General features: G+C 73.6%; 25 protein-coding genes. 18 read left to right on the top strand and 7 right to left on the bottom strand.

All coding sequences use genetic code 11. The annotated features are described in order from the left end of the window. Positions 1–28 precede the first annotated feature (28 nt). From IEZ27_RS01465 to ptsP, 8 genes are read left to right on the top strand one after another with little or no spacing between them, the layout of a single operon-like run. Positions 29–790: a DeoR/GlpR family DNA-binding transcription regulator gene (locus IEZ27_RS01465; RefSeq protein WP_125637536.1), complete on the top strand. Its 762-nt coding sequence runs from the start codon at positions 29–31 to the stop codon at positions 788–790. Then, positions 787–1,770 (top strand): 1-phosphofructokinase, encoded by a 984-nt coding sequence (gene pfkB / locus IEZ27_RS01460; protein WP_189645508.1) that lies wholly within the window; start codon positions 787–789, stop codon positions 1,768–1,770. Before IEZ27_RS01465 ends, pfkB begins: the two co-directional genes overlap by 4 nt. A gap of 33 nt (positions 1,771–1,803) precedes the next feature. Further along, positions 1,804–2,904: a PTS mannitol transporter subunit IICB gene (mtlA, locus tag IEZ27_RS01455; RefSeq protein ID WP_229823068.1), complete on the top strand. Its 1,101-nt coding sequence runs from the start codon at positions 1,804–1,806 to the stop codon at positions 2,902–2,904. A 3-nt stretch (positions 2,905–2,907) separates the two neighbouring features. After that, positions 2,908–3,216: a PTS lactose transporter subunit IIB gene (locus IEZ27_RS53540; protein WP_125637539.1), complete on the top strand. Its 309-nt coding sequence runs from the start codon at positions 2,908–2,910 to the stop codon at positions 3,214–3,216. Beyond that, the gene (locus IEZ27_RS01450; protein WP_125637540.1) at positions 3,209–3,634 is read left to right on the top strand and encodes a PTS sugar transporter subunit IIA; all 426 of its coding nucleotides are present in this window, start codon (positions 3,209–3,211) and stop codon (positions 3,632–3,634) included. Before IEZ27_RS53540 ends, IEZ27_RS01450 begins: the two co-directional genes overlap by 8 nt. Then, positions 3,631–4,635 carry a zinc-dependent dehydrogenase gene (locus tag IEZ27_RS01445; RefSeq protein WP_189645507.1) on the top strand — a complete coding sequence of 335 codons (1,005 nt, stop codon included), beginning with the start codon at positions 3,631–3,633 and terminating at the stop codon, positions 4,633–4,635. Before IEZ27_RS01450 ends, IEZ27_RS01445 begins: the two co-directional genes overlap by 4 nt. An 18-nt stretch (positions 4,636–4,653) precedes the next feature. Beyond that, positions 4,654–4,989: an HPr family phosphocarrier protein gene (locus IEZ27_RS01440; protein WP_189645506.1), complete on the top strand. Its 336-nt coding sequence runs from the start codon at positions 4,654–4,656 to the stop codon at positions 4,987–4,989. A gap of 22 nt (positions 4,990–5,011) precedes the next feature. Next, a complete protein-coding gene (gene ptsP / locus IEZ27_RS01435; RefSeq protein ID WP_229823066.1) occupies positions 5,012–6,592 on the top strand; it encodes a phosphoenolpyruvate--protein phosphotransferase in 1,581 nt (526 codons plus the stop codon). Positions 6,593–6,598: 6 nt separating this feature from the next. On the opposite strand, the gene IEZ27_RS01430 is transcribed toward ptsP, so the two are convergent. Both IEZ27_RS01430 and IEZ27_RS01425 read right to left on the bottom strand, forming a co-directional pair. Then, a complete protein-coding gene (locus IEZ27_RS01430) occupies positions 6,599–9,103 on the bottom strand; it encodes an ATP-dependent Clp protease ATP-binding subunit (protein WP_189645504.1) in 2,505 nt (834 codons plus the stop codon). A gap of 141 nt (positions 9,104–9,244) precedes the next feature. Next, positions 9,245–9,889 carry an SDR family oxidoreductase gene (locus IEZ27_RS01425; protein ID WP_189645503.1) on the bottom strand — a complete coding sequence of 215 codons (645 nt, stop codon included), beginning with the start codon at positions 9,887–9,889 and terminating at the stop codon, positions 9,245–9,247. Between the two features lie 23 nt (positions 9,890–9,912). Between IEZ27_RS01425 and IEZ27_RS01420 the strand changes: the two genes are divergently transcribed. Together IEZ27_RS01420 and gndA are read left to right on the top strand one after the other, a co-directional pair. Further along, the gene (locus tag IEZ27_RS01420; RefSeq protein WP_125637546.1) at positions 9,913–10,605 is read left to right on the top strand and encodes an HAD family hydrolase; all 693 of its coding nucleotides are present in this window, start codon (positions 9,913–9,915) and stop codon (positions 10,603–10,605) included. Between the two features lie 66 nt (positions 10,606–10,671). Then, a complete protein-coding gene (gndA, locus tag IEZ27_RS01415; protein WP_189645502.1) occupies positions 10,672–12,096 on the top strand; it encodes an NADP-dependent phosphogluconate dehydrogenase in 1,425 nt (474 codons plus the stop codon). Positions 12,097–12,145: 49 nt separating this feature from the next. Here the strand turns inward: gndA and IEZ27_RS01410 are convergent, their stop codons facing one another. Continuing rightward, a complete protein-coding gene (locus tag IEZ27_RS01410; protein WP_189645501.1) occupies positions 12,146–12,919 on the bottom strand; it encodes a thioesterase family protein in 774 nt (257 codons plus the stop codon). 7 nt (positions 12,920–12,926) lie between these two features. Continuing rightward, a complete protein-coding gene (locus IEZ27_RS01405) occupies positions 12,927–13,871 on the bottom strand; it encodes a helix-turn-helix transcriptional regulator (RefSeq protein ID WP_189645500.1) in 945 nt (314 codons plus the stop codon). A gap of 51 nt (positions 13,872–13,922) precedes the next feature. Between IEZ27_RS01405 and IEZ27_RS01400 the strand changes: the two genes are divergently transcribed. Continuing rightward, the gene (locus IEZ27_RS01400; protein WP_229823064.1) at positions 13,923–14,999 is read left to right on the top strand and encodes an epoxide hydrolase family protein; all 1,077 of its coding nucleotides are present in this window, start codon (positions 13,923–13,925) and stop codon (positions 14,997–14,999) included. Positions 15,000–15,034: 35 nt separating this feature from the next. Here IEZ27_RS01400 and IEZ27_RS01395 read toward each other — a convergent pair whose 3' ends face one another. After that, on the bottom strand, positions 15,035–15,391 hold the full coding sequence (locus IEZ27_RS01395; RefSeq protein ID WP_189645498.1) for a VOC family protein: 357 nt from the start codon (positions 15,389–15,391) through the stop codon (positions 15,035–15,037). 115 nt (positions 15,392–15,506) lie between these two features. On the opposite strand from IEZ27_RS01395, the gene IEZ27_RS54850 reads away from it, so the two are divergent. The 4 genes from IEZ27_RS54850 (at position 15,507) to IEZ27_RS01375 (ending at position 19,389) form a co-directional block, all read left to right on the top strand. Next, positions 15,507–16,520, top strand: coding sequence for a helix-turn-helix domain-containing protein (locus tag IEZ27_RS54850; RefSeq protein WP_268246030.1), 1,014 nt, complete (start codon positions 15,507–15,509; stop codon positions 16,518–16,520). 43 nt (positions 16,521–16,563) lie between these two features. Further along, positions 16,564–16,992 carry a type II toxin-antitoxin system PemK/MazF family toxin gene (locus IEZ27_RS01385; protein WP_189645497.1) on the top strand — a complete coding sequence of 143 codons (429 nt, stop codon included), beginning with the start codon at positions 16,564–16,566 and terminating at the stop codon, positions 16,990–16,992. A 134-nt stretch (positions 16,993–17,126) separates the two neighbouring features. After that, a complete protein-coding gene (locus IEZ27_RS01380; RefSeq protein ID WP_189645496.1) occupies positions 17,127–18,527 on the top strand; it encodes an NAD(P)/FAD-dependent oxidoreductase in 1,401 nt (466 codons plus the stop codon). A gap of 121 nt (positions 18,528–18,648) precedes the next feature. Beyond that, the gene (locus tag IEZ27_RS01375; protein ID WP_229823063.1) at positions 18,649–19,389 is read left to right on the top strand and encodes a DUF3152 domain-containing protein; all 741 of its coding nucleotides are present in this window, start codon (positions 18,649–18,651) and stop codon (positions 19,387–19,389) included. A 28-nt stretch (positions 19,390–19,417) separates the two neighbouring features. Here the strand turns inward: IEZ27_RS01375 and IEZ27_RS01370 are convergent, their stop codons facing one another. After that, entirely contained in the window at positions 19,418–20,014 is a 597-nt protein-coding gene (locus IEZ27_RS01370) for a TetR/AcrR family transcriptional regulator (protein WP_229823062.1), read from the bottom strand. A gap of 108 nt (positions 20,015–20,122) precedes the next feature. On the opposite strand from IEZ27_RS01370, the gene IEZ27_RS01365 reads away from it, so the two are divergent. From IEZ27_RS01365 to IEZ27_RS01355, 3 genes are all read left to right on the top strand, one after another. Further along, a complete protein-coding gene (locus IEZ27_RS01365) occupies positions 20,123–20,911 on the top strand; it encodes an SDR family NAD(P)-dependent oxidoreductase (protein ID WP_189645495.1) in 789 nt (262 codons plus the stop codon). An 86-nt stretch (positions 20,912–20,997) separates the two neighbouring features. Next, positions 20,998–22,119 (top strand): MBL fold metallo-hydrolase, encoded by a 1,122-nt coding sequence (locus tag IEZ27_RS01360; RefSeq protein ID WP_125637555.1) that lies wholly within the window; start codon positions 20,998–21,000, stop codon positions 22,117–22,119. A gap of 72 nt (positions 22,120–22,191) precedes the next feature. Next, positions 22,192–23,124: a pirin family protein gene (locus IEZ27_RS01355; RefSeq protein ID WP_229823061.1), complete on the top strand. Its 933-nt coding sequence runs from the start codon at positions 22,192–22,194 to the stop codon at positions 23,122–23,124. Positions 23,125–23,143: 19 nt separating this feature from the next. Here IEZ27_RS01355 and IEZ27_RS01350 read toward each other — a convergent pair whose 3' ends face one another. Then, positions 23,144–24,139 carry a coiled-coil domain-containing protein gene (locus tag IEZ27_RS01350; RefSeq protein ID WP_229823056.1) on the bottom strand — a complete coding sequence of 332 codons (996 nt, stop codon included), beginning with the start codon at positions 24,137–24,139 and terminating at the stop codon, positions 23,144–23,146. Positions 24,140–24,192: the final 53 nt, after the last annotated feature.

The following is a 24,192-nucleotide window of genomic DNA, read 5'->3' as shown; positions in this document are numbered from 1 at the left end:
CACACAGAAACGGCGGTGAACCAACATCATGTACGCCGAGGAGCGGCAGCAGGAGATCCTCCGCAGAGCGCGGGACGCCGGCCGCGTCGACGTGGTGACGCTGGCCGCGGAGCTCGACGTGACCACCGAGACGATCCGCCGCGACCTGACCGCCCTGGAACGGGCGGGCGTGCTGCGCCGGGTGCACGGCGGCGCGATCCCCGTCGAACGGCTGGGGTTCGAGCCCGCGCTCGCCGCCCGCGACGAGGTGATGACCGCGGAGAAGGAACGCATCGCCAAGGCGGCCCTGGCCGAGCTGCCCGAGGACGGCTCGGTCATCATCGACGCCGGCACCACGACGGGCCGCCTGGTCCAGGCGCTGCCCGCCGACCGCGAGCTCACCGTGATCGTGAACTCGCCGCCGCTGGCCACCGTCCTGGCCTCGCGGGCCAATCTGCAGGTGATCGTGCTGGGCGGACGGCTGCGCGGCAAGACGCTGGCCACGGTCGACGACTGGGCGCTGCGCCCGCTGGCCCACCTCAACGTCGACGTCGCCTTCATGGGCGCCAACGGCTGCTCGCCCGCCCGCGGGCTGACCACACCCGACCCGGCCGAGGCCGCGATCAAGAGGGCCATGGTCCGGGCCGCGCAGCGCAGCGTGCTGCTGGCCGACCACACCAAGTTCGGCAACACCTACCTGGCCACGTTCGCCGAGCTGGGCGAGATCGACGTGGTGATCACCGACGCGGGGCTCGACCCGGCGCTCGCCGCCGACATCGCCGCCGCCGGGCCGGAGGTGATCCGCGCGTGATCCTCACGCTGACGCTCAACCCGAGCCTGGACCGTACGATCGAGATCGCCGCCCTGGCCAGGGGCGCGGTCATCCGCGCCGCCGGGGCCCGGCTCGACCCGGGTGGGAAGGGTGTCAACGTCTCGCGCGCGCTGCTGGCCAACGGGGTCGCCGCGCGGGCGGTGGTGCCTTTCGCCGGGGACGAGGGGGCGCAGCTCGTCCGCCTGCTGGCCGCCGAGGGGCTGGACATGGTCACCGTGCCCGTGGCGGGCACGACCAGGTCCAACGTCACGCTCGCCGAGCCCGACGGCACCGTGACCAAGATCAACGAGCCGGGCCCGGCGCTGTCGGCGGCCGAGCTCGACACGATCGCCGAGACCGTGCTGGCCGCGGCGCACGAGGCCGACTGGGTGGTGGCCTCGGGCAGCCTGCCGCCCGAGGTGCCCGCCGACGTCTACGCCCGGCTGTGCCGCCGCTTCGCCGCCGCGGGCCTCCACGTCGCCGTCGACACCAGCGGCCCCGCGCTGGCCTGCGTGCTCGCGGCCGGTCCCGCGCTGGTCAAGCCCAACCTCGACGAGCTGGCCGCGGTGACCGGCAGGCCGCTGGCGCGCGTCGGCGACGTCGTCGAGGCGGCGGCCGGGCTGCGGGCCGCGGGCGCCCGTACGGTGCTGGCCAGCCTCGGCGCCGACGGCGCCGTCCTCGTCGAGGACGGCGGCGTCTGGTACGGCGAGGCCGCGGTCACCGAGCCGCGCAGCTCCGTCGGCGCGGGCGACGCCATGCTGGCCGGTTTCCTCGCCGCGGGCGGACGCGGCGCCCCCGCCCTGGCCGAGGCGCTGGCCTGGGGCGCGGCGGCGGTCCGGCTGCCCGGGAGCAGGATGCCCGGCCCCGCCGACATCGACCGCGCGGGAGTGCGGACCGGGCTCCCCGATCCGGCCCGGCCGCTCACCGTGCCGCACGCGCCGCCCGTCCCGGAGCCGGTCGCGCCCTCATCCCACGGCTGATCCACTGCTCATCCCCCCGAAGGAGCAAGTCCCATGGCCGACAGCTACACCCCTCCGGTCTACGGCACCGGAGTCAAGGCCACGATCCAGCGCTTAGGCGGCCACCTGGCCGGAATGATCATGCCGAACATCGGCGCGTTCATCGCCTGGGGCCTGATCACCGCGCTGTTCATCCCGACCGGCTGGCTGCCCAGCAAGGAGCTGGCCGAGCTGGTCGGCCCGATCATCACGTCCCTGCTGCCGATCCTCATCGCCTACACCGGCGGCCGCATGGTCCACGGGCAGCGCGGCGCGGTCGTCGGCGCGGTGGCGGCGATGGGCGTCGTCGTGGGCTCGGACATCCCGATGTTCCTGGGCGCGATGATCGTCGGCCCGCTCGCCGCCGTAATCCTGAAATATGTGGACAAGTTCACTGAGCAGCGGACCAAGGCCGGGTTCGAGATGCTCGTGGACAACTTCTCGGCCGGCATCGTGGGCGCCGCCATGGCCGTGGCCGGCGTCCTGGGCATCGGGCCGGTCGTCCGGGTCGTCACCAGCGCGGCGGGGAACGCCGTGGAGTGGCTGATCACCAACAACCTGCTGCCGGTGGCGTCGGTGCTGATCGAGCCGGCCAAGGTGCTGTTCCTGAACAACGCGGTCAACCACGGCGTGCTCGGGCCGCTGGGGGTGGCCGAGGCGGTCCGGCAGGGCAAGTCGATCCTGTTCATGCTGGAGTCGAACCCGGGGCCGGGGCTGGGGCTGCTGGTGGCGTACCTGCTGTTCGGGCCGCGTCAGCTGCGGCCGAGCACGCCGGCCGCGATGATCATCCACTTCTTCGGCGGCATCCACGAGATCTACTTCCCGTACGTGCTGATGAAGCCGCGGCTCATCCTGTCGGTCATCGCGGGCGGCGCGGCCGGCGTCTTCACCTTCATGATCACCGGCGCCGGACTGGTCGCCACGCCCTCGCCCGGCAGCATCTTCGCCTATCTCGCGGTGACGCCGCGCGGCGGCTGGCTCGGCTCGATCGCCGGGATCGCGGTGGCCGCGGCCGTGTCGTTCGCCGTCGCCGCCGTGCTGCTCGGCTTCGGCCGCGGCGAGAAGGAAGAGGGGCCGGAGCCCGTCCGGACCGAACCCGTCACCAAGGAGGCGTGACCCATGGCCGGCATCGACAGCAAGGACATCCACAAGATCATCGTGGCCTGCGACGCGGGCATGGGCAGCAGCGTCATGCTCGCCTCCCAGCTCCGCAAGCAGCTCAAGGAGAGCGGCGTCACCGTGGAGCACACCCCGGTCAACTCCATCCCCGCCGACGCGGACGTCGTCGTGTGCCACGCCGGGCTGGCCGCCAGGGCCAGGGCCGCCGCGCCGGGCAAGCCGCTGGTGTCGTTCCAGGTCTTCCTCGGCGACCCGGCGGTGACCAGGCTGGTCGAGACCATCAGGAACGGCGGCACCGTCGATGCGTGAGGATCTGCTCGACCCGCGGGCGGTGCTGCTGCACGAGAGCGCCGCCTCGCGGGAGGAGGCCGTCCGCAGGTGCGGGCGGGTGCTGGTGGACGTGGGCGCGGTCGCCGAGCCGTACGTCGAGGCGATGCTCGAACGCGAGCGCACGATCTCCACCTACGTCGGCGAGGGGGTGGCCATCCCCCACGGCACGGCCGCCTCCAAGCAGGACGTCGCGCGCGACGCGATCTGCGTGGTGCGTTTCCCCGGCGGGATCGACTGGGACGGCGAGCGCGTCACACTGTGCGTGGGCATCGCCGCCGCCGGCGACGGGCACGTGCCGCTGCTGGCGGCGCTGGCCGAGATCCTGCTCGACCCCGACCGGGCCAGGACGTTGCGCGAGGCGACGGAGCCGGGCCAGGTGCTGAAGGAGCTGACGTGAAGGTAGCCAGGTTCCACGCCCCGGGCGACATCAGGATCGAGGACGCGCCCGAGCCCCAGGCGGGGCCGGGCGAGCTGAAGATCCGGGTGCGCAACTGCTCGACCTGCGGCACCGACGCCAAGATCTTCAGGTACGGCCACCACCACATCAGGCCGCCGCGCGTGATGGGCCACGAGATCGCCGGCGAGGTCGTGGACACCGGGGCGCGGGTGCAGGTGATCGCCGCGATCCCGTGCGGGACGTGCGCGGAGTGCCGCCGGGGCCGCCTGACCGTCTGCCCGCGGCAGGAGTCGATGGGCTACCACTACGACGGCGGGTTCGCCGAGTACCTGATCGTCCCGGCCAAGGTGCTGGCGGTGAACGGTGTCAACGCCGTTCCCGACGGTGTCGGGTTCGCCGAGGCGTCGGTGGCCGAGCCGCTGGCCTGCGTGCTGAACGGCCAGTCGCTGGCCCGGGTGGGCGCGGGCGACGACGTGGTGGTGATGGGCGCGGGCCCGATCGGCTGCCTGCACGTACGGCTGGCGCGGGCGCGCGGCGCGGCACGGGTCTTCCTCGTGGACGTCAACGCCCGGCGGCTGGCGATGGCGGCCGAGCTGGTACGTCCGGACGCGGTGATCGACTCCGACGCCGTCGAGCAGGTGCTCAAGCTGACCGGCGGCCGGGGCGCCGACGTGGTGATCACGGCGGCGGCCTCCGGCGCGGCCCAGGAGCAGGCGGTGCGGATGGCGGCCCGGCAGGGGCGCGTCAGCCTCTTCGGCGGGCTGCCGAAGGACGACCCGGTCATCGCGCTGGACTCCAACCTGGTGCACTACCGGGAGCTGACCCTCGTGGGCGCGAACGGCTCCAGCCCCGCGCACAACGCCGAGGCCCTGCGCCTGGTGGCCGAGGGCGCCGTCGTGGTGTCCGACCTGATCACACACCGGTTGCCGCTGCCCCGGGTGCTCGACGGGATCGATCTCGTCAGCAGGGGCGAGGCGATCAAGGTGACGATGGAACCCTGAGCGCAGAGGAGGTTCGCCATGGCGAGTCGAACGGTGGTCGTGGCCTCGGCCAGCGGCCTGCACGCGCGTCCGGCGAAGGTGTTCGTACGGGAGGCGGCCCGGCTCGGGGTGCCGGTGCGGGTACGGGTCGGGCAGAAGTCGGTGCCCGCCGGCAGCATGCTGGGCGTGTTGTCGCTGGGCGCGGTCCGGGGCACGGAGGTGACGCTGGAGGCCGACGGCCCGGGAGCCGAGGAGGCGCTCGACACCCTGGCCGCCCTGCTCTCCCTCGACCTCGACGCCGCCCCGCCCACGGCCCCCGCGCAGGAGGCCGGACGGGCCGCCGGGGCGGGGGACGGTGGCGCGTCCGATGTCTGAGCCGACGTTGAAGGGGCTGGGTGTGAGCCGGGGAAGGGCCGCCGGGCCGTCGGTGCGGATGGCGGCGCCGCCCGTGCTGCCCGCCCCCCGCCGGGTGGCCGATCCCGACGCCGAGGCGGCCGCGGCCGCCAAGGCCCTGGACACCCTGGCCGCCGACCTCGAACGCCGCGCAGCCCAGGCCCGCGCGGCAGACGCGGAGGACGCCGCCGAAGGGGCGGAGATCCTGGAGGCGCTGGCGATGATGGCCGGCGACCCCATGCTGCGCGAACAGACCGAGGCGCACGTGCGCGACGACGGCCTGGACGCCGCCCACGCCCTGGACGCGGCCTTCTCCGCGCACAAGGAGGCCCTGGCCGCGCTGGGCGGCTACCTCGCCGAGCGGGCCGCCGACCTCGACGACCTGAGGGCGCGCGCGGTGGCCGCCGTGCTCGGCCTGCCGGTGCCGGGCGTGCCCGACCCGGGCCATCCGTACGTGCTGGTGGCCGAGGACCTGTCCCCCGCCGACACCGTCGGCCTGGGCCCGCGGGTGCTGGCGCTGGTCACCGAGCGCGGCGGCCCGACCAGCCACACCGCGATCCTGGCCAGGGGCCGCGGCCTGCCCGCCGTCGTCGCCTGCGCGGGCGTCATGGACGTCCCCGACGGGACCGTGATCGGCGTGGACGGCCTCACCGGCGAGGTCACGGTCGGCCTCACCGAGGAGGAGGCCGACCGCGTACGGGACTCCGACCGGCGGGAGCGGGCCAGGCTGGCGGCGAGCACGGGCCCCGGCAGGACCGCCGACGGCCATCCGGTGAAGTTGCTGCACAACATCGGCTCGGCCGCTGACCTGCGTCCGGGCGCGGAGGGCGTGGGCCTGTTCCGCACCGAGTTCCTGTTCCTGGACCGTCGGCAGCCGCCCTCGCACGAGGAGCAGGTGGCCGCGTACGCGCGGGTCTTCGCGGGGGCGGGGACGGTGACCGTGCGCACGCTCGACGCCGGCACCGACAAACCGCTGCCCTTCCTCGGCCTGCCGGCCGAGCCCAACCCGGCGCTGGGCGTGCGCGGCCTGCGGGTGGACCGGGTGCTGCCCGGCGTCCTGGACGCCCAGCTCGACGCCATCGCCGAGGCGGCCCGCGCCACGGGCGCCGACGTCCGGGTGATGGCCCCGATGGTGACCACCGCGCGCGAGGCGGCCGACTTCGCCCGCCGCGCCCGCGCGCGCGGCATCGAACGCGCGGGCGTGATGGTCGAGGTGCCGGCCGCCGCCCTCCAGGCCGACGAACTGCTGGCCGAGGTGGACTTCCTCAGCATCGGCACCAACGACCTGGCCCAGTACACCTTCGCCGCCGACCGGCAACATCCCGGCCTGTCCGACCTCCTCGACCCGGCCCAGCCCGCCCTGCTCCGGCTGGTCGGGATGTGCGCCGAGGCCGGGCGGCGGGCGGGCAAGGCGGTCGGGGTGTGCGGCGAGGCGGCCGGCGACCCGGCGGTCGCGCCGCTGCTGGTGGGGCTCGGCGTGTCGAGCCTGTCGATGGCCCCGGTGTGCGTGCCCGTCGTACGTGAGGCGCTGGCGGCCCTCACGCTGCGGGAGTGCCGCGAACGCGCCCTCGCGCCGCTGGGCTAGCGACGGTCAGCCGACCGGCTCGGGGTTGTGGGCCCTGAGCCGGAGCTGGTCGCCCTCGACGTCCACGCTGACCTTGCCGCCCTCGCCCACCTCGCCGGTCAGCAACATCGTGGACAGGCGGTTGTCCAGCTCCCGCTGCACGGTACGGCGCAGCGGACGGGCGCCGAACTCGGGCTGGTAACCGCGCCGGGCCAGCCAGTCCTTGGCCTCGCCGGAGACCTCCAGCGAGATGCCCTGACCGCGCAGGCGCTGCCGGGTGCGCTCCAGCAGCAGGTCCACGATCTGGCGCAGCTGCTCGCGCTCCAGGCGCTTGAAGATGATCGTCTCGTCGATGCGGTTGAGCAGCTCGGGGCGCAGGGAGTGGCGCAGCAGGTCCATGAGCTGGTCCTGGAGCTGCGGGGTGTCGCCCTCGGCGTCCAGGATGAGCTGGGCGCCGATGTTGCTGGTCATGATGACGATCGTGTTGGTGAAGTCGACCGTGCGGCCCTGGCCGTCGGTCAGGCGGCCGTCGTCCAGCATCTGGAGCAGGATGTTCATGACGTCGGGGTGGGCCTTCTCGATCTCGTCGAGCAGGATGACGCCGTGCGGGCGGCGGCGTACGGCCTCGGTGAGCTGGCCGGCCTCCTCGTAGCCGACGTACCCGGGGGGCGCGCCGATCAGGCGGGAGACGGTGTGCCGCTCCTGGAACTCGCTCATGTCGATGCGCACCATGTGGTCCTCGCCGCCGAACAGCGCGGCGGCCAGGGCTCTGGCCAGCTCGGTCTTGCCGACGCCGGTCGGACCGAGGAACAGGAAACTGCCGATGGGCCGGTTCGGGTCGGACAATCCGGCCCTGGCCCTGCGTACCGCCTCGGCGATGGCGACGACGGCCTCGTCCTGGCCGATCACCCGCTCGTGCAGGTGCTCCTCCAGCCGCATCAGGCGCTCGCGCTCCTGCTCGGTGAGCTGGGTGACGGGGATACCGGTACGCCGGGAGACGACCTGGGCGATGTCCTCGACCATGACCTGCGGGACGGTGTCGGCGCCCTGCCGGGCGCGGTCCAGCTCGGGACGGAGCTTGTCGATCTGGACGGTGAGCTCCTTGGCCCGGTCGAAGTCGTCGGAGGTGACCGCCTGGTCCTTGTCGCGGCGCAGCGCCTCCAGGCGTTCCTCCAGCTCGCGCACGTCGCTGCCGGGGGTGCGCGAGCGCAGCCGGACCCGGGCCGAGGCCTGGTCCATGAGGTCGATGGCCTTGTCGGGCAGGAAACGGTCGGAGATGTAGCGGGCCGAGAGGTTGGCGGCGGCGTCCAGGGCCTCGTCGGTGATGCGCACCTGGTGGTGGGCCTCGTACGCGTCGCGCAGCCCGGCCAGGATCTCGATCGTCTGCTCGACGGTGGGCTCGCTGACCAGGATCGGCTGGAAGCGGCGTTCGAGGGCGGCGTCCTTCTCGATGTTCTTGCGGTACTCGTCGATGGTGGTGGCGGCGATGACGTGCAGCTCGCCGCGGGCCAGGGCGGGCTTGAGGATGTTGGCCGCGTCCATGCCGCCCTCGGCCGAGCCCGCGCCGACCAGCGTGTGCACCTCGTCGATGAAGACGATGATCTCGTCGGCGTGCGCGCGGACCTCGTCGATGACCTTCTTGATGCGCTCCTCGAACTCGCCGCGGTACTTCGACCCGGCCACCATGCCGGTCAGGTCGAGCGCGACGACCCGGCGGTCCTTGAGCGTGTCGGGCACGCTGCCGTTGACGATGCGCTGGGCGATGCCCTCGACGATGGCGGTCTTGCCGACGCCGGGCTCGCCGATCAGGCACGGGTTGTTCTTGGTACGCCGGGACAGCACCTCGATGGCCTGCTCGATCTCGTCCTCGCGGCCGACGACCGGGTCGACCCTGCCCTGCCTGGCCTCCTCGGTCAGGTCCCGGCCGTACTCGTCGAGCGAAGGGGTGTCGGTGGGCTGACGGCCGTCGCCGTGCTGCTGGCGCGAGGCGCCGGACATGATCGCCTGCTGCAGTTCGTTGGCCGAGACGCCCTGCTCGTGCAGCAGGCGGGAGGCGCCGGAGTCGGGGTTGGCGGCCACGGCGAGCAGCAGGTGCTCGGGGCCGATGTAGGACGACTGCAGGGCGCGCGAGATGCGCTGGGCGTCCAGGATGGCGCGTTTGGCCGCCGGTGAGAGCGTGGTCGGCGGCTCGCCCGCCTCGCCGGGCCCGGCCAGGGCGTCGATGCGGTCGCGCAGCCTGCCCAGGTCGATGCCCGCCGACTGCATCAGGGGACGGGTGGCGTCGGACTCGGTCAGCGCGTCGAGGATGTCCAGGACGTCCATGTCCGGCGCGCCGCGCTGCCCGGCCATCTCCAGGGCCCGGCTGAGCACCTCCCTGGCCGACGCGCTGAGCAGCTTGCCCACGTCGACGCGCTGCACGCTCGGCCGCGACGGCGGCCAGCCCTCCATCCCGCCGAACACCCGCCCGGTGAGCTCCTCGAACCCCCTGAACGGATCTCCCCCGAAGAACGACCTGAACGGCATGTCGGACATTTGATCTCCCCCTAGTGCATCAGGGGGACATCTAGCCGAAGAAGCCGCAAGTCATAGCCAGCAATCGGCAAAAGGGACGCATTACTCCGCAGCGACCGACTCCGCGGCCACTCACTCCGTGGCGGTCTACCCCGTGGCGGTCTACTCCGTGGCGACGAGGTCGATGATCGGGGTGTCGCCCGAGACGAGCTCCAGCGTCCGGTGGGCGGTGCCCGGGTTGTCCAGGAGCGCGAGGACGACGGCGGCCACGTCGTCGCGGGGCACCGAGCCGGGCGGCACCTCGGGGGCCAGCCGGACCAGGCCCGTGCCGGGCTCGTCGGTCAGGCGGCCGGGCCGCAGGATCGTCCAGGCCAGGCCGTCGCGGGCGCGCAGGTCGTCCTCGGCGGCGGTCTTGGCCTCGATGTAGGCGGCCCAGACCGCGTCGCCGCCGGGCGCGGGCGGTCGCCCGGCGCCCATGGAGGAGATCTGGATGAACCGCCGCACACCCGAGCGTTCGGCGGCCTCTGCCATCAGGACGGACGCGCCCCGGTCGACGGTGTCCTTGCGGGCCGCGCCGCTGCCCGGCCCCGCGCCCGCCGCGAAGACCACGGCGTCGCCGCCGCGCAGGATCTCCGCCACCTCTTCGGCGCTCGCCCGCTCCAGGTCGCACAGCACGGCCTCGGCACCGGTGGCTTCCACGTCGGCCACGTGCGCCGGGTTGCGCACCAGGCCGACCGCCCCGGATCCGAGCCGCTCGGCGAGCCGCAACGCGATCTTCCCGTGGCCCCCCGCGATGACGATCCGCATACCCCCATGGTGTCATGGACCGCATGAGCGACTTCCCGCAGGCCCCCACGCCCGCGTTCCTGTTCGACCTGGACGGCACTCTGATCGACAGCGTCTACCAGCACGTCATCGCGTGGCGGCAGGCGCTGTCCGGGATGGGGATCGACCTGTCGGTGTGGCGCATCCACCGGCGCATCGGCATGAGCGGCGGCCTGTTCGTCAGCGCCCTGCTGCGCGAGACCGGGCTGAAGCTGACCCAGGAGCAGATCGACGAGTTGCAGGTGACCCACGCCGAGGCGTACGAGCAGCAGGTGGACTCGGTCCGGCCGCTGCCGGGGGCCGCCGAGCTGCTCGGCGAGCTGAGCGCGCGCGGCGTGCCGTGGGCCATCGCCACCAGCGGCTACGCCCGTACGGCCCGGCTCGCGCTCGGCATGCTCGGCCTGCCGGAGGACACCCCGATGGTCACCCGCGACCTGGTGCGGCGGGCCAAGCCCGACCCGGATCTGTTCCTGGCCGGTGCGGCGCTCGTCCAGGTGGACCCGCTGCATGCGATGGTGGTGGGCGACAGCGTCTGGGACCTGCTCGCCGCCCGCCGGGCCGGCGCGCTCGGCATCGGGCTGCTGTCCGGCGGATACGGCAGGGACGAGCTCGAACGAGCCGGCGCGTTCCGGGTGTACGCCGACCCGGCCGACATGCTGGACCGGCTGGACGAGCTCGGCGTGCGCTCGCCTTCCTGAGCGCCGGGAATATCCCGCCGAACCTGCCAGCTTGATCGTGCGTATCCCCCGCAGAGGAGCATTGAGATGGATTTGGCAGACATCGGCGTCACCGGCCTGGCGACCATGGGACGCAACCTGGCCAGGAACCTGGCCAGACATGGATACGCGGTCGCCGTGCACAACCGCACGACGGCCCGGACGCAGCAGTTGATCAAGGAGTTCGGCGGCGAGGGCACGTTCGTGCCGGCCGAGGAGCTGTCGGCGTTCGTGGCCTCGTTGAAGCGTCCGCGGCGGGCGATCATCATGGTGAAGGCCGGTCCCGGCACCGACGCGGTGATCGACCAGCTCGCCGACCTGATGGAACCGGGCGACATGATCGTCGACGGCGGCAACGCCCACTTCCAGGACACCCGGCGGCGCGAGGCGGCGCTGCGCGAGCGGGGCATCCATTTCGTGGGCACCGGCATCTCCGGCGGTGAGGAGGGCGCGCTGCTCGGGCCGAGCATCATGCCGGGCGGCTCGACGGAGTCGTGGGAGGCGCTGGGCCCGATCCTCCAGGACATCTCGGCCAAGGTGGACGGGGTGCCGTGTGCGGTGCACGTCGGCCCCGACGGCGCCGGGCATTTCGTGAAGATGGTTCACAACGGCATCGAGTACTCGGACATGCAGCTCATCGCCGAGTCCTACGACCTGCTGCGCCAGGCCCTGGGCGCGACGCCGGCCGAGCTGGCCGAGGTGTTCAGGGAGTGGAACCGCGGGGAGCTGGACTCGTACCTGATCGAGATCACCGCCGAGGTGCTGGAGCAGGTGGACGCGGCCACGGGCAAGCCGTTCGTGGACATCGTGGTGGACCAGGCCGAGCAGAAGGGCACCGGCCGCTGGACCGTGCAGAGCGCGCTCGACCTGGGCGTGCCGGTGACCGGCATCGCCGAGGCGGTCTTCGCCCGCGCGTTGTCGGGCCACCCCGAGCAGCGCGCCGCCGCCGCCTCGCTTGAGGGCCCGGAGCTGTCCGGCGTCGGCGAGCGCGAGCTGGTCGAGGACGTACGCCAGGCCCTGTACGCCTCCAAGATCGTCGCCTACGCCCAAGGCTTCGACCAGATCGCCGCCGCTTCGAAGGAGTACGGCTGGGACGTCGACCTGGGCGCCATGGCCACCATCTGGCGCGGCGGCTGCATCATCAGGGCCAAGTTCCTGGACCGCATCCGCTCCGCGTACGACGCCGACCCGCACCTGCCGACACTGCTGGCCGACCCGGCCTTCGCCGCCGCGCTGAACACCGCGCAGGAGGCGTGGCGGCGCGTGGTCACCACGGCGGTGCGGATCGGCGTGCCGACGCCGGGATTCTCCTCCGCGCTCGCCTACTACGACGGGCTGCGCCGCGACCGGCTCCCGGCCGCGCTGGTGCAGGGGCTGCGCGACTACTTCGGCGCGCACACCTACCACCGGGTGGACCGGGAGGGCGCCTTCCACACCGACTGGTCGGGCGACCGCGCCGAGCGCCCCGCCTGACTTTTCCACCGCGTCCGCGCGCCCGCGAGCGCATCGGGGCGCGCGCGGGTCAGCGGGAGGTCAGGGCGACCGGGTTGGCGACCGCCGTGACCACGCAGAACCCGACCGGGCCGGCGGTGTCGTGCAGCGTGACCTGGCCGGTCGCGACGCCGCCGGCGCTGAGATGGCCGGTGGCCTCGACGCCGAGCAGGTCGCCCTCGGGCAGCCGGGCGAGCGTCAGCGTGTAGTCGGCGTTGATGAAGCTGACGCCCGCCGAGCCGATGTTGCTGAGCGGGCTGGCGAAGTCGGCGGCCAGGGCGGCGCGGGTGAGCGGCGTCAGCGGCTCGTCGTCCACCAGCGGGTGCGTCTCCCGCAGCCACACCCGGCCGCGCCCGCCCTGACCCCACTCGGTCAGGCGCCACAGGTCGAACGGCGGCTTCCAGTCCCGTCCCTCCGCCGGGTCGCCGGCGGGCGGCGGCTCGTCCCAGGCGGGCGTGTGCGGCAGGCTGCCCTCGGGCTGCTCGCCCTGCCGGAGCAGCACGGCCGAGGCGCGTCCGATCACGCCCTGCCCGGTGGAGAGCACGGCGTCGGCGACCCGGATCCGCCGCCCGTCCCTGACCAGGGTGGTCTCCACCGTGACGGGCACCATCGGGCTGTTGCGGAACAGGTCGACGGTGATCCTGGCGAAGTGCAGGCCGGGCTCGGCGTACCGCTCCTCAAGGGCGCTCGCGGCGAGGCCGCCGAGCAGGCGGCCGTGGAGCATGTCGGGGGACCAGGGGCCGCGCGCGTGCGGGGCGGGCACGAACTCGCCCTCCTTGCGCGTGAAGAACGCTGTCGTCGCCATCACCGAATCATATTCTAGAGGAGAGCAGCCGCCGTCCCAGGGCACGCAGGCGGTCCTTCAGCTCGGCCGGTTCGAGCACCTCGAAGTCGACGTCGAGGAAGGCCACGACCACGGCCATCAGGTGCAGGTCGTCGCCGCGCATGGTGAGCACGCAGGTGGTCTCGTCCACGGGCTCGATCTCGCCGCCGATCCGGCCGGCCAGCCGCTCGGCGGGCGCGTGCATCAGGAAGCGGCCCTGGACGGGCCACATCTGGTGGCCGAGCCGGTGCTGCACCCAGGCGGCCACGTCGGCCTCGGGCGGCTCGCGCGGGACGAAGCGCGGGCCGTTCGGCGTGCGCACCTCGATCCGGTCGGCCCGGTACGTGCGCCAGTCCTGGCGGTCGACGTCCCAGCCGACCAGGTACCAGCGGTTTCCCTTGCTGACCAGGCTGTGCGGCTCGGCCTTCCGCGACGAGGAAGCGCCCTCGTGGTCGGTGTAGTCGAAGCGGAGCTGCTCGTGGTCGCGGCAGGCGGCGGCGACGCGGGTGAGCAGCTCGGGATCGACCGTCGGGCCCTGCCGGACGATGGGCACGGTGTGGGTCTGCAGGGCGTTCACGCGGCGGCGCAGGTGGGCGGGCAGCACCTGTTCGAGCTTGGCCAGGGCACGCAGCGAGGTCTCCTCGATGCCGGTCACCGTGCCGCCCGCGGCCGTACGCAGGCCGACCGCGACCGCCACGGCCTCCTCGTCGTCGAGCAGCAGCGGCGGCAGCTCCGCGCCAGGACCGAGCCGGTAGCCGCCGGCCACGCCCGGCGTGGAGCCCACCGGGTAGCCGAGGCCGCGCAGGCGGTCGACGTCGCGGCGCAGCGTGCGCGGGGCGACGCCGAGCCGGTCCGACAACTCGGCGCCCGGCCATTCGCGCCGGGACTGCAGGAGCGAGAGCAGGCGCAACAACCGCGCCGAGGTTTCCAGCACGGTGACCATTGTGGCCTGAACCTGGCCGCAATGCTGCCTAGCGTGGGTGGCATGAACCGATTCGTCATCGACATTCCGCAGTCCGCGATCGACGACCTGCGGACGCGGCTGGACCGTACACGCCGGCCGGACGCCCTGGAGGGGGTCGGCTGGTCGTACGGCGTGCCGCCGCAGGCCGTGCAGGAGCTGGCCGCGTACTGGCGGGACGGCTACGACTGGCGGGCACACGAGGCGCGGCTCAACACGCTGCCGCAGTACACGACCGAGATCGACGGCCAGCGGGTGCACTTCGCCCACGTACGCTCGCCGCGTCCCGACGCGCTGCCGCTGCTGCTCACGCACGGCTGGCCGAGCACGTTCGCCGACTTCTCCCGCGTGGCCGGGCAGCTCGTCCGCGACTTCCACCTGGTCATCCCGTCGGTGCCCGGGTTCGCCTTCTCCGGGCCCACCACGCGGACCGGCTGGGGCGTACGCCGCGTCGCCGCCGCCTGGATCGAGCTCATGGACCGCCTCGGCTACACCCGCTACGGCCTCCAAGGCGGCGACTTCGGCTCCCTGGTCTCGCCCGCCGTGGCTCGCGCGGTCCCCGACCGGGTGGTGGGCGTGCACCTGAACGCGCTCACGGCGTTCGTCTCCGACGACCTGGCCGGCCTGACCGAGGCAGAGACCGAACGGGCGCGGCGCATCGAACGCTGGCACCGCGAGTTCTCCGGGTACGCCGCCATCCAGGGGACCAGGCCGCAGACCCTCGCCTACGCCCTGGCCGACTCGCCCGCGGGCCAGCTCGCCTGGCACCTGGACGCGTTCGCGAGCTGGGGCCAGGACGTCGGCGGGGTCGCCCCCGACGACATCCTGACCAACGTCACCATCACCTGGCTGACCGGCACCGCCGGCTCCTCCGCGCGCCTCTACCGCGAGAGCGGCGGCGACTGGGCGCCGCCCGCCGAACCGGGCAAGACCCCCACGGCCGTGGCCGTCTTCCCGGGCGACAGCACGGTCCGGCGCTACGCCGAACGCACCCACAACGTGGTGCGCTGGACGGAACCGCCGCGCGGCGGCCACTACGCCGCCCTTCAGGCCCCCGACCTGCTGGCCGACGACGTCAAGGCGTTCTTCTCGGCCCTCTGACCGGCTTCCGGCCCTCTGACCGGCTTTCCGGATCTCTAACCGGCGGCCATCACGCAGAACGGGTGGCCCTCGGGGTCGAGCACCACCGTCCACTCGTCGCCGCCCGGCTGCAGGTCGGGCACGGTGGCACCCAGCGCCACCAGCGCCTTCCTGGCCTCCTCGACGTCGGGGACGGTGAGGTCGAGGTGCAGGTGCTTGGCGCCGCCGTCCGGCCAGCCGGGCCCCTGGTAACCCTCGATCCGCTGGAAGGAGAGCTGCACGGGACCGCCGGTGACGGAGGCGTAATCGGGGTCTGCGTCGGCGACCTGCCACCCGGTGGCCTTGGCGTAGAAGCCCGCCAGGGCGACAGGGTCGGCGCAGTCGATGACTATGGAGGAAATCGTTGTCGTCATGCCCCACAGCCTGCCGACGCCACCCCACCACGGTCTTGAACATCCTTGCGCCACCGCCGCGCTCCCTCCTCTGCCCGTCGCGGGATTGTCGGAGGGGCGGCGTAACGTACGGCGGGTGCGATCCTCCAAGCCTCTGGCCCGTGGAAAGGGCTTCTCCCTCGACGTGGTGACCTGCGTGGACGACCACCGCGGCTGGTCACCGGCGGAGGCCGGCCGGCACCACCGGATGGTGCTGGTGCACCGCGGCGCGTTCCGCCGCATGGCCGACGGCCGTCCCGCCGCCGTCGATCCGACGATGGCCTATCTGGGCACACCCGGCCAGGAGGAACGCTTCGCCCACCCGGCGGGCGGCGACGTGTGCACGTCCCTCTCCCTGTCCCCCGGCCTGTGGCGCCGCTTGGCGGGCGACGACACCCCGCTCGCCCGCTCGACCGTCTACGTCGACGCCCGCCTGGAGCTGGCGCACCGGAGCCTGCTCGCCTCGGCCCGCGCCGGCGACCCCGACTTCGCCCTGGTCGAGTCCCTGCTCTCCCTGGTCTCCACCACCCTCGACCAACTGGCACTCACCCCCCCCCCCGCCACCCCCTCCCACACCACCGGCCGCACCGAGAGCGTCCCCTCCCCCGCCACTGACCGCACCGAGAACGCCCCCTCCCCCGCCACCGGCCGCGGCGAGAGTGCCCCCTCCACTCCTCCGGGCTCGGCCGCGCGTCCCGGCGCCGTACCTCGACACCACGCCCCGGCCGTGCGGTCCCGCCCCGCGGCGCCCCACCCGGGCCGGGTCACCGCCCGCTCGCCCCGGGCCGTCGCAGACGCCGCCCGCGAGGCGATCGCGGCCGATCATCCGGCGGCCGGCGGGCTGTTGCCGCTCGCCGAGCTCCTGTCCGTCTCCCCCTACCAGCTCAGCCGGGCCTTCACCCGCGAGCTGGGCGTCTCGCTGACCCACTACCGCAACCGCGTACGCGTCAGCCGCGCGCTCGACCGGCTGGAGAGCGGCGAGCCCAGCCTGGCCGCGCTGGCCGCCGATCTCGGGTTCGCCGACCAGGCCCACCTGACCCGTACGGTCCGCCGCCATCTCGGCCACACCCCGACGGCCCTGCGCCGTCTGCTGGCCTCACCCGTTCTGTGAGGGCGGGTGGATTTCGGGCGCCCTGCCGCCTTAAGCTCCCACAATGCGTGATCTAGGTGAGGACCCCCGGCCCGACCGGGGCGTCGTACGCGAGGTCCACTCGCTCAGCGGGCCCGTCACTCTGGCCTACTCCCCCGACCTCGACGGCCTGGCCGATCCGGGCGAGATCGTGTGGGCGTGGGTGCCGTACGAGGAGGATCCGTCGCGGGGGAAGGACCGGCCGCTACTGATCGTGGGCCGTACCGGGCGCAGGCTGCTCGGCATGATGCTCTCCAGCAAGGGCGACGACGGCCCCGACTGGCTGGAGGTCGGCGCGTGGGGCCGCGACGGGCGGGTGTCGTACCTGCGGCTCGACCGGGTCTTCGTACTGGACGAGGACGACATCCGGCGGGAGGGCGCGGTGCTCGACGGCGACCGGTTCGCGCGGGTGGCGGCCACGCTCATGAGGACGCACGGCTGGGGCGCCGGCTGACCCGGCCGGGGTCGGGCCGCCCGACCGGCGAGGCGGGTCGGTAGCCCCCACGGATGGGCGCGAGGGAGTATCCGGATGGTAAGCGCACGATCCGGTCATCGCCCGGGATGAGCCCGTCCTGCGATCATGGGTGCATGCGTGTTGTGGTGATCGGGAGCGGGATCGTCGGAGCCGGCGCCGCCTACCATCTGAGCGGCCGGGGCGTGGACGTGACCGTGGTGGACCGCGGCTGCCCGGGTCAGGCGACCCAGGCGGGCGCGGGCATCGTGTGCCCGTGGGTGGACCACCCGGAGGACGACGACTGGTACCGCCTGACCCGCGAGGGCGCCCGCCACTACCCGGGGCTGGTCGAGGCCCTGGGCGAGGACTTCGGGTACGCCAAGGTCGGCGCCCTGCTGGTCGCGGAGGACCCGGTCGACCTCGAACCGGTGCGCGCCCTGCTGCGCCGCCGCCACGCGGACGCGCCCGAGATGGGCGAGGTCACCGACGTGCTGACCCCGTCGGACCTGTTCCCGCCGCTGTCCGACGAGCTCAGCGCGCTCCTCGTGCCCGGCGCCGCCCGGGTGGACGGGTGTTCCGTACGTGACGCGCTGCTGCGCGCCGCCGTCGCCCAGGGCGCCGAGGTACGCAGGGGCACGGCCGTCCTCACCCCCGACGGCCAGGTCTACGTCCACCCCGCGGACGAGGACACGCCAGCGGGAACCGGGCGACAGTGGAGCCCTCCGGGCCCGGCGGCGGGCGCGACGGGCGGCGGAACCACCTCCTGGCGCCAGGCCGCCCCTCTCACCTCGCCCCTCGCCGGAACGCCCGTGGAGGAGGCCATCGAACCGGTGGCCGGAGCGCCCTTCGGCGGCCCGCCCGACGGCTCCCCGGAGGGCCCCGGCCTGCCCTCCGCGGAACCCGCCGAAGAACCCGCCGAGGAAGAGCCCCCGTCGCGGGGCCCGGCCGCCCGCGCTCCCCGCCCGGCCACCGGCACGCCGCCCGCGAGCGGCATGCAGGCCGAGGAGGGCGTCCCGCTGGAGGCCGACGTCGTGATCGTGGCGGCCGGGGCGTGGACGGGCGAGGTGTGCCGTCCGCTCGGGGTGGAGTTGCCGGTGTTCCCCCGGCGCGGGCAGATCCTGCACGCCACCCTCGACGGCGTGGACACCGCGTTCTGGCCCATGGTGCTGCCCAGGAGCGGGCCGTACCTGCTCGGCTTCCCCGACTCGCGGATCGTGATCGGCGCGACCGTGGAGGACGTCGGGTTCGCGCCGCGGGTCACGATGGGCGGGCTCGAAGAGGTGATCGAGGCGGGGCTGCGGGTGGCGCCCGGCCTGTTCGGGGCGACGGTGTCGGAGACCAGGGTCGGCCTGCGCCCGGTGAACGCCCCCGGTCCCGCGCTCATCGGCCCGCTCACGCCCCGGGTGATCGTGGCGACCGGGCTCAGCGCGTACGGCCTCACGGCGGGCCCGCTCACCGGCGAGATCGCCGCCATCCTGGCCCTCGGCGAACGGCCGCCCTTCGACCTCACCCCGTACGCGCTTCCCACCCGCTGACCCCGGCCGACGCCCCCTGACCATGGAGGCGTCCGGCGCTGGTCCGGCCCCGGCATGATCGGTGCATCCCTGGGTGGATATGGTGGATTCCTCCCCACCATGATCTCGTGGGGAGGCCGCGTTGCCGCTGCTCGCGCTGCTGATCGTGCTGCTGCTGGCCGTCGGATGCGCCTCCACCCCCGAGGCAGGCCATGAACCCGCGGCGCCCGGCGGGCGAAGCGTGCCCGCCCCCTCCGTCACACCGCCGTCCCACCCCACCACGCCGACGCCCACGCCGCACCCGCTGGCCGGGGAGCACGCCCGGGTGCCGTACGCCGCCTCGGGCGCGTACGACGTCGTGCGCGGCGGCGCGCCCGCGCGGGCGGGACAGGGCGAGGTGGTGCGCTACCTGGTGGAGGTCGAGCGGGGACTGCCGTTCGACGGCGCGGTGTTCGCGGCGGCGGTCCACCGGACGCTCAACGACCCGCGCGGCTGGGCCCGCTTCCAGCGGGTCGACCACGGCCCGGTACGGGTCCGGGTGGCGCTGTCCAGCCCCGGGCTGACGATCCGCCAGTGCCTGCCGCTGCGCACCGGGGGCACGCTGTCGTGCTGGAACGGGACCCGCTCGGTCATCAACGCGGTCAGATGGGCCGACGGCGTCCCGCAGTACGAGGGCGACCTGGCCGCCTATCGCGACTACGTCATCAGCCACGAGGTCGGGCACAGCCTGGGGCACGAGCACCGCGCCTGCCCCGGCCCCGGCCTGCCCGCCCCGGTCATGGTCCAGCAGTCCAAGTCGCTGGGCCGCTGCCGCCCGAACCCGTGGCCCCACCCCGAACGCCGCCCGGACGAACGCCGCGACACCCTGGTCCGCGACCCCTGACGGACGGCAGCGCTGGGACTCGGCGCCGCTAGGACTCGGCGGCGGGGGTCGTGGCCAGGCCGCGGCCCGTGCCCACCCCGCGCAGCAACGTGTCCACCAGGCGGGCGGCCAGCGCGTCGGGGTCGCCGTCGCGGCTCTGCGCGGCCTCGTGGATCAGCGCGTAGTACACCCGCCTGGCCCACTCCGGCTCGACGTCCTCGCGCAGCACCCCGGCGGCCCGCGCCCGGCGGAACAGCGCCTCGCACTTCTCCTGGACCTCGGCGTGCACACGGGCGACCTCGCCTCCCGCCGACGCCGCGCGGCTCATCGCGAACCCCCAGTCGGTCTTCACCCGCAACACGTTCGCCGTCACCTGGTAGAGCGCGATCAGCGGCGGCGCCTGCTCGGAATGGCCGGCGTCCACGGCGGCGGCGAACTGCCGGGTCGCCCACGCCGTCATCGCCTCCACCAGCGCCTCCCGCGAGGCGAAGCGCCGGTGCACGGTCGTGCGCGCCACCCCGGCCGCCTCGGCGATCTGCTCCATGCTGGCCGCCGGGTTGGCGCTGAGCACCCGTTCGGCCGCCTCCAGGATCGTCCTGACAGTCCGTTCCGCGTCGGACCGCAGGGCCCGCGTCGTCCCATTCACAGCTCAGAGGTTACAGGATCGTCCCCATTAGCGCCGAAGTTGCGTCATTGATGTTGCAAGTTCTAGAGTCATCGCATCACCACTGACGCAGATGCGAAAGGCGAAACCATGGACATGCGACTGAACGGGAAGACCGCCGTCGTCACCGGGGCGAGCAGGGGGCTGGGGCTGGCGATCGTCGAGGCGCTGACCGCGGAGGGGATGCGGGTCGTGGCGGGGGCCCGTACGGTCACCCCTGAGCTGAAGGGCACCGGCGCGATCCCGGTGAGCGTGGACCTGTCCGCCGCCGCGGGCCCCGCCGAGCTGGTGGAGCGGGCGCTGGCCGAGCTGGGCGAGATCGACCTGCTGGTCAACAACGTGGGCGGCGGCGACGGCGGCGGCGCGCAGGTCACCGGCTTCCTGGGCACCGACGACGACACCTGGCGCCAGACGTACGACCTGAACCTCCTCAGCGCCGTACGGGCCACCAGGGCCGCGATGCCGAGCCTGCTGCGGCGGGGCGGCACCGTGATCAACATCTCCTCCAACGGCGCCCGCGCGCCGCACATGGGGCCGATCGCCTACGTCACCGCCAAGGCCGCGCTGACGGCGTTCGGCAAGGCCGTGGCCGAGGAGTTCGGGCCGCACGGGGTGCGGGTCGCCACCGTCTCCCCCGGCGCCGCGCGCACCGCCCTGTGGGAGGCCCCCGACGGGTACGGCGCCGCGCTGGCGGCCTCGCTCGGCATGGAGCACGAACAGTTGCTCGCGGGGCTGCCGTCGGCCACCGGAATGACGACCGGTAGGTTCGTCGAACCGGAAGAAGTCGCCGCGTTGGTGACGTACCTGGCCTCGCCGCGCGCCGCAAGCGTGAACGGCGCCGACTACGTCATCGACGGCGGAGCGATCAAGACGGTATGAACTATCGCGATATATCGTAGAACGGGAACACCGGGGAGTCCCGCCCGGTTGGGCGGGATGGACATCATCTCAGGGGAGTGTGGGCAATGGCAGGATTGCGGACCGCACGGCGGATCCTCGCGGGCGGCGCGCTCGCCGCCGCGGCCGGTTGGGCGTTGCGCGGGATACCCGCCGAGCTGGGCGTGCGGCCCTTGTCGTCGGGGCCGGACCGCGTGGGCAGGATGCGGCGCTCGCCGCAGTTCAGGGGCGGCACGTTCTTCAACCCCATGCCCGAGCCCACCTCCCTGATGACCACCCCGCCCGCGGGCCTGCTGGCCGAGATGGCCAGGAACAAGGAGCAGCGGCACCCCGCCGGGACCATCCCGCTGCGCCTGCCGCCGTCCGCGCCGCCGCCCGCCGACGGCGTGCGCGCGGTCTGGTACGGCCACGCCTCCACCCTGGTGGAGATCGAGGGCAAGAGGGTGCTGTTCGACCCGGTGTGGAGCAACCGGGTCTCCCCCTCGCAGCTCGCCGGCCCCAAGCGGCACCACCCGCTGCCGGTCGACCTCGGCGAGCTGCCGCAGGTGGACGCCATCGCCATCTCGCACGACCACTACGACCACCTGGACATGGCGACCGTGCGCTCGCTCACGCGCACCCAGAAGGCGCCGTTCCTGGTCCCGCTGGGCATCGGGGCGCACCTGGAGCGGTGGGGCGTGCCGCTGTACCGGATCATCGAGCTCGACTGGGACGAGGAGGCCGAGGTGGCGGGCCTGCGCTTCGTCGCCACGGCCGCCCGGCACTTCTCGGGACGCGCCTTCACCAGGAACGACACCCTGTGGGGCTCGTGGGTGGTGGCCGGTGCGACCAAGCGGGTGTTCTACGCCGGCGACTCCGGCTACTTCCAGGGTTACCGGGGCATCGGGGCCGCGCACGGGCCGTTCGACCTGACGCTGATGCCGATCGGCGCCTACAGCCCGGCCTGGCCGGACATCCACATGAACCCCGAGGAGGCCGTCAACGCCCACCTCGACCTGGGCGGCTCGCTGCTGCTGCCGGTCCACTGGGCGACGTTCACGCTGGCGCTGCACCCGTGGGCCGAGCCGGTGGACCGGCTGTGGCGGGAGGCCAAGGCGCGGGACGTCAAGATCGTGGTGCCCCGGCCGGGCGAGGGCGTGGACGTCTCCGCCGCCCAGGCCGTGGACGGCTGGTGGGAGACCATGGCGTAGTCGCCATGTCCCCCGGAGGGGTCGCGCCGGAGGCCGTACGGAAGCCGCCCGCGCGACGCCTACAGTCGTGGGGTGAGCAACATGGAACGTGACCCCCAGGAACTCCGCTGTGCCGCCGAGACCGGCGGGCGCGGCGAGGTGCTGACCGGACGCGAGGTGCCGCTGGGCGGCCCGCGCGCGATGCGGGTGAGCAGGACCTTGCCCGGCGTGCACCGCCGGATGATCGGCGCCTGGTGCTTCGTGGACGCCTTCGGCCCCGAGCCGGCCCTGATGCGCGTGCCGCCCCACCCCCACACCGGCCTGCAGACGGTGACCTGGCTGGTCGCCGGAGAGGTGCTCCACCGCGACAGCCTGGGCAGCCTGCGGCGGGTGCGCCCCGGGCAGCTCAACCTGATGACGGCCGGGCGCGGCATCTCCCACTCCGAGGAGTCGCCCGGCACGATGCTGCACGGCGTACAGCTCTGGGTGGCCCTGCCCGACGTTCACCGGCGGACGGCCCCGACCTTCGAGCACCACGCCACCCTGCCCGTGCTGACCGGTCCCGGCTTCGAGGCCACCGTGATCATGGGCTCGCTCGGCGGGGTGACCTCGCCCGCCACCGCCCACAGCCCCCTGGTCGGGGCCGAGGTGGCGGTCGACGGCGCGGCCGAGGTGCCGCTCGACCCGGCGTACGAGCACGGGCTGCTGCTGCTCGACGGGGAGGTCGAGCAGGCCGGGCCGGGGGCGCTGCGCTACCTGCCGCCCGGCCCCGGCACGCTGCGGTTGTCGGGACGCGGACGGGTGCTGCTGATCGGCGGCGAACCCTTCGCCGAGGAGATCGTCATGTGGTGGAACTTCGTGGGGCGTTCCCACGAGGAGATCGCCGGGTTCCGCGCGGAGTGGATGGACGGCGTGAGCTCGGGCCTGAGCACGGGCTTCGGCACGGTCGAGGGCTTCGACGGGGAGCCGCTGCCCGCCCCGGTGCTGCCCTCCATCCGGCTCAAGCCCCGGGGGCGCGTACGGTGACCGTGCCGCCCGATCGGGGCTAATAGACGGAGATGTGCGGATGGTCGTAGTGGTTGGCCGTCGTGCCGCCACGGTTGGACATCGTCCGCCAGGTGCCCGTCCGGGCGTGCCAGATGCGCTGCCGGTAGATGATGTACATGATCCCCAGGCGCTTGGAGTTCTTGATCGCCCAGTCCGCGATCTCGTTGCCGCGCTGGACCTCTCCCGCCGACGGCATCGCGCCGCCGTGGCTGAGCATGAAGTCGCAGGCCCGCCCGAGCGGGTGCTCGCCGCCGTCCTGGATCGTCCGGTAGCAGCCGATCCCGTACGGCACCGCGAACCGTTCCTTGATCAGCGTCTTGACCAGGCGCATGCGGGGGGTGATGTTCTCGGAGCCGTCCGGGAGCTGGGGCACCCACGTGCCGTCCGGGCGTCGCACGCCGGGCGCCGTGTACAGCTTGTCGATCCTGTCCCGGATCTTCCCGATCAGTTTCTCGGCCTTCTCCTTGCGCCGTTCGAGGTCGGCCACGGCGGTGCCGAGCTCCTCGGCGCGGGCGGCGGCCTCCTCCTCGGCCTTGCGGCGCTCGTTCCTGACCTTGGCGTAGCCGCGCAGCCGCGCCTCCTGAAGGGCGACGAGGTGCTGGCCGAGGGCCATCCGGGCCAGCAGACCCTGCGGGTCCTGGCTGCCGGTGAACTGGACGACCTGGTTGGGCTCGCCGCCGACGTACTGGGCCACGGCGAGTGTCCTGAGCTGGAGGGACTCCCGGTCGTAGACCTCCTGGGCGGCGGCCAGCCGTTCGCGCGCGCCCTTCTCCGTCCGGTCGGCCTGCTGCTGGGCACGGCGGCTGTTGTAGTACTCCTCGATCAGCCGGTCGGACTCCTTCTGCAGCGCGGCCAGCTCCTTCTTGAGCTGCTTCACCGAGGGTTTCGGAGCGGCACGGCCCGCGGCGGCGTTCCCCGTCATCAGGACCAGCCCGGCGAGTACGGCGATCACGGCCCGCGCTCCATGGCGCACGGCGGGGGAGGCGACCGCCACTGTCCTCCTTAACCCGAGCCGCAGGGCAGGTTCCGGTCAGGAGCTAATCAGGC

The sequence above is a fragment of the Nonomuraea spiralis genome (genome assembly GCF_014648435.1).
GTDB lineage: Bacteria > Actinomycetota > Actinomycetes > Streptosporangiales > Streptosporangiaceae > Nonomuraea > Nonomuraea spiralis.
This window is presented reverse-complemented; position numbering and strand designations above follow the sequence as displayed.

What these genes read in the sequence shown, in the direction of transcription:
- IEZ27_RS01465 (WP_125637536.1), top strand. Translation starts at nt 29, where the DNA reads ATGTACGCCGAGGAGCGGCAGCAGGAGATCCTCCGCAGAGCGCGGGAC.
- mtlA (WP_229823068.1), top strand. Translation starts at nt 1,804, where the DNA reads ATGGCCGACAGCTACACCCCTCCGGTCTACGGCACCGGAGTCAAGGCC.
- IEZ27_RS53540 (WP_125637539.1), top strand. Translation starts at nt 2,908, where the DNA reads ATGGCCGGCATCGACAGCAAGGACATCCACAAGATCATCGTGGCCTGC.
- IEZ27_RS01450 (WP_125637540.1), top strand. Translation starts at nt 3,209, where the DNA reads ATGCGTGAGGATCTGCTCGACCCGCGGGCGGTGCTGCTGCACGAGAGC.
- IEZ27_RS01440 (WP_189645506.1), top strand. Translation starts at nt 4,654, where the DNA reads ATGGCGAGTCGAACGGTGGTCGTGGCCTCGGCCAGCGGCCTGCACGCG.
- IEZ27_RS01430 (WP_189645504.1), bottom strand. Translation starts at nt 9,103, where the DNA reads ATGTCCGACATGCCGTTCAGGTCGTTCTTCGGGGGAGATCCGTTCAGG.
- IEZ27_RS01425 (WP_189645503.1), bottom strand. Translation starts at nt 9,889, where the DNA reads ATGCGGATCGTCATCGCGGGGGGCCACGGGAAGATCGCGTTGCGGCTC.
- IEZ27_RS01420 (WP_125637546.1), top strand. Translation starts at nt 9,913, where the DNA reads ATGAGCGACTTCCCGCAGGCCCCCACGCCCGCGTTCCTGTTCGACCTG.
- gndA (WP_189645502.1), top strand. Translation starts at nt 10,672, where the DNA reads ATGGATTTGGCAGACATCGGCGTCACCGGCCTGGCGACCATGGGACGC.
- IEZ27_RS01410 (WP_189645501.1), bottom strand. Translation starts at nt 12,919, where the DNA reads ATGGCGACGACAGCGTTCTTCACGCGCAAGGAGGGCGAGTTCGTGCCC.
- IEZ27_RS01400 (WP_229823064.1), top strand. Translation starts at nt 13,923, where the DNA reads ATGAACCGATTCGTCATCGACATTCCGCAGTCCGCGATCGACGACCTG.
- IEZ27_RS01395 (WP_189645498.1), bottom strand. Translation starts at nt 15,391, where the DNA reads ATGACGACAACGATTTCCTCCATAGTCATCGACTGCGCCGACCCTGTC.
- IEZ27_RS01385 (WP_189645497.1), top strand. Translation starts at nt 16,564, where the DNA reads ATGCGTGATCTAGGTGAGGACCCCCGGCCCGACCGGGGCGTCGTACGC.
- IEZ27_RS01380 (WP_189645496.1), top strand. Translation starts at nt 17,127, where the DNA reads ATGCGTGTTGTGGTGATCGGGAGCGGGATCGTCGGAGCCGGCGCCGCC.
- IEZ27_RS01365 (WP_189645495.1), top strand. Translation starts at nt 20,123, where the DNA reads ATGGACATGCGACTGAACGGGAAGACCGCCGTCGTCACCGGGGCGAGC.
- IEZ27_RS01360 (WP_125637555.1), top strand. Translation starts at nt 20,998, where the DNA reads ATGGCAGGATTGCGGACCGCACGGCGGATCCTCGCGGGCGGCGCGCTC.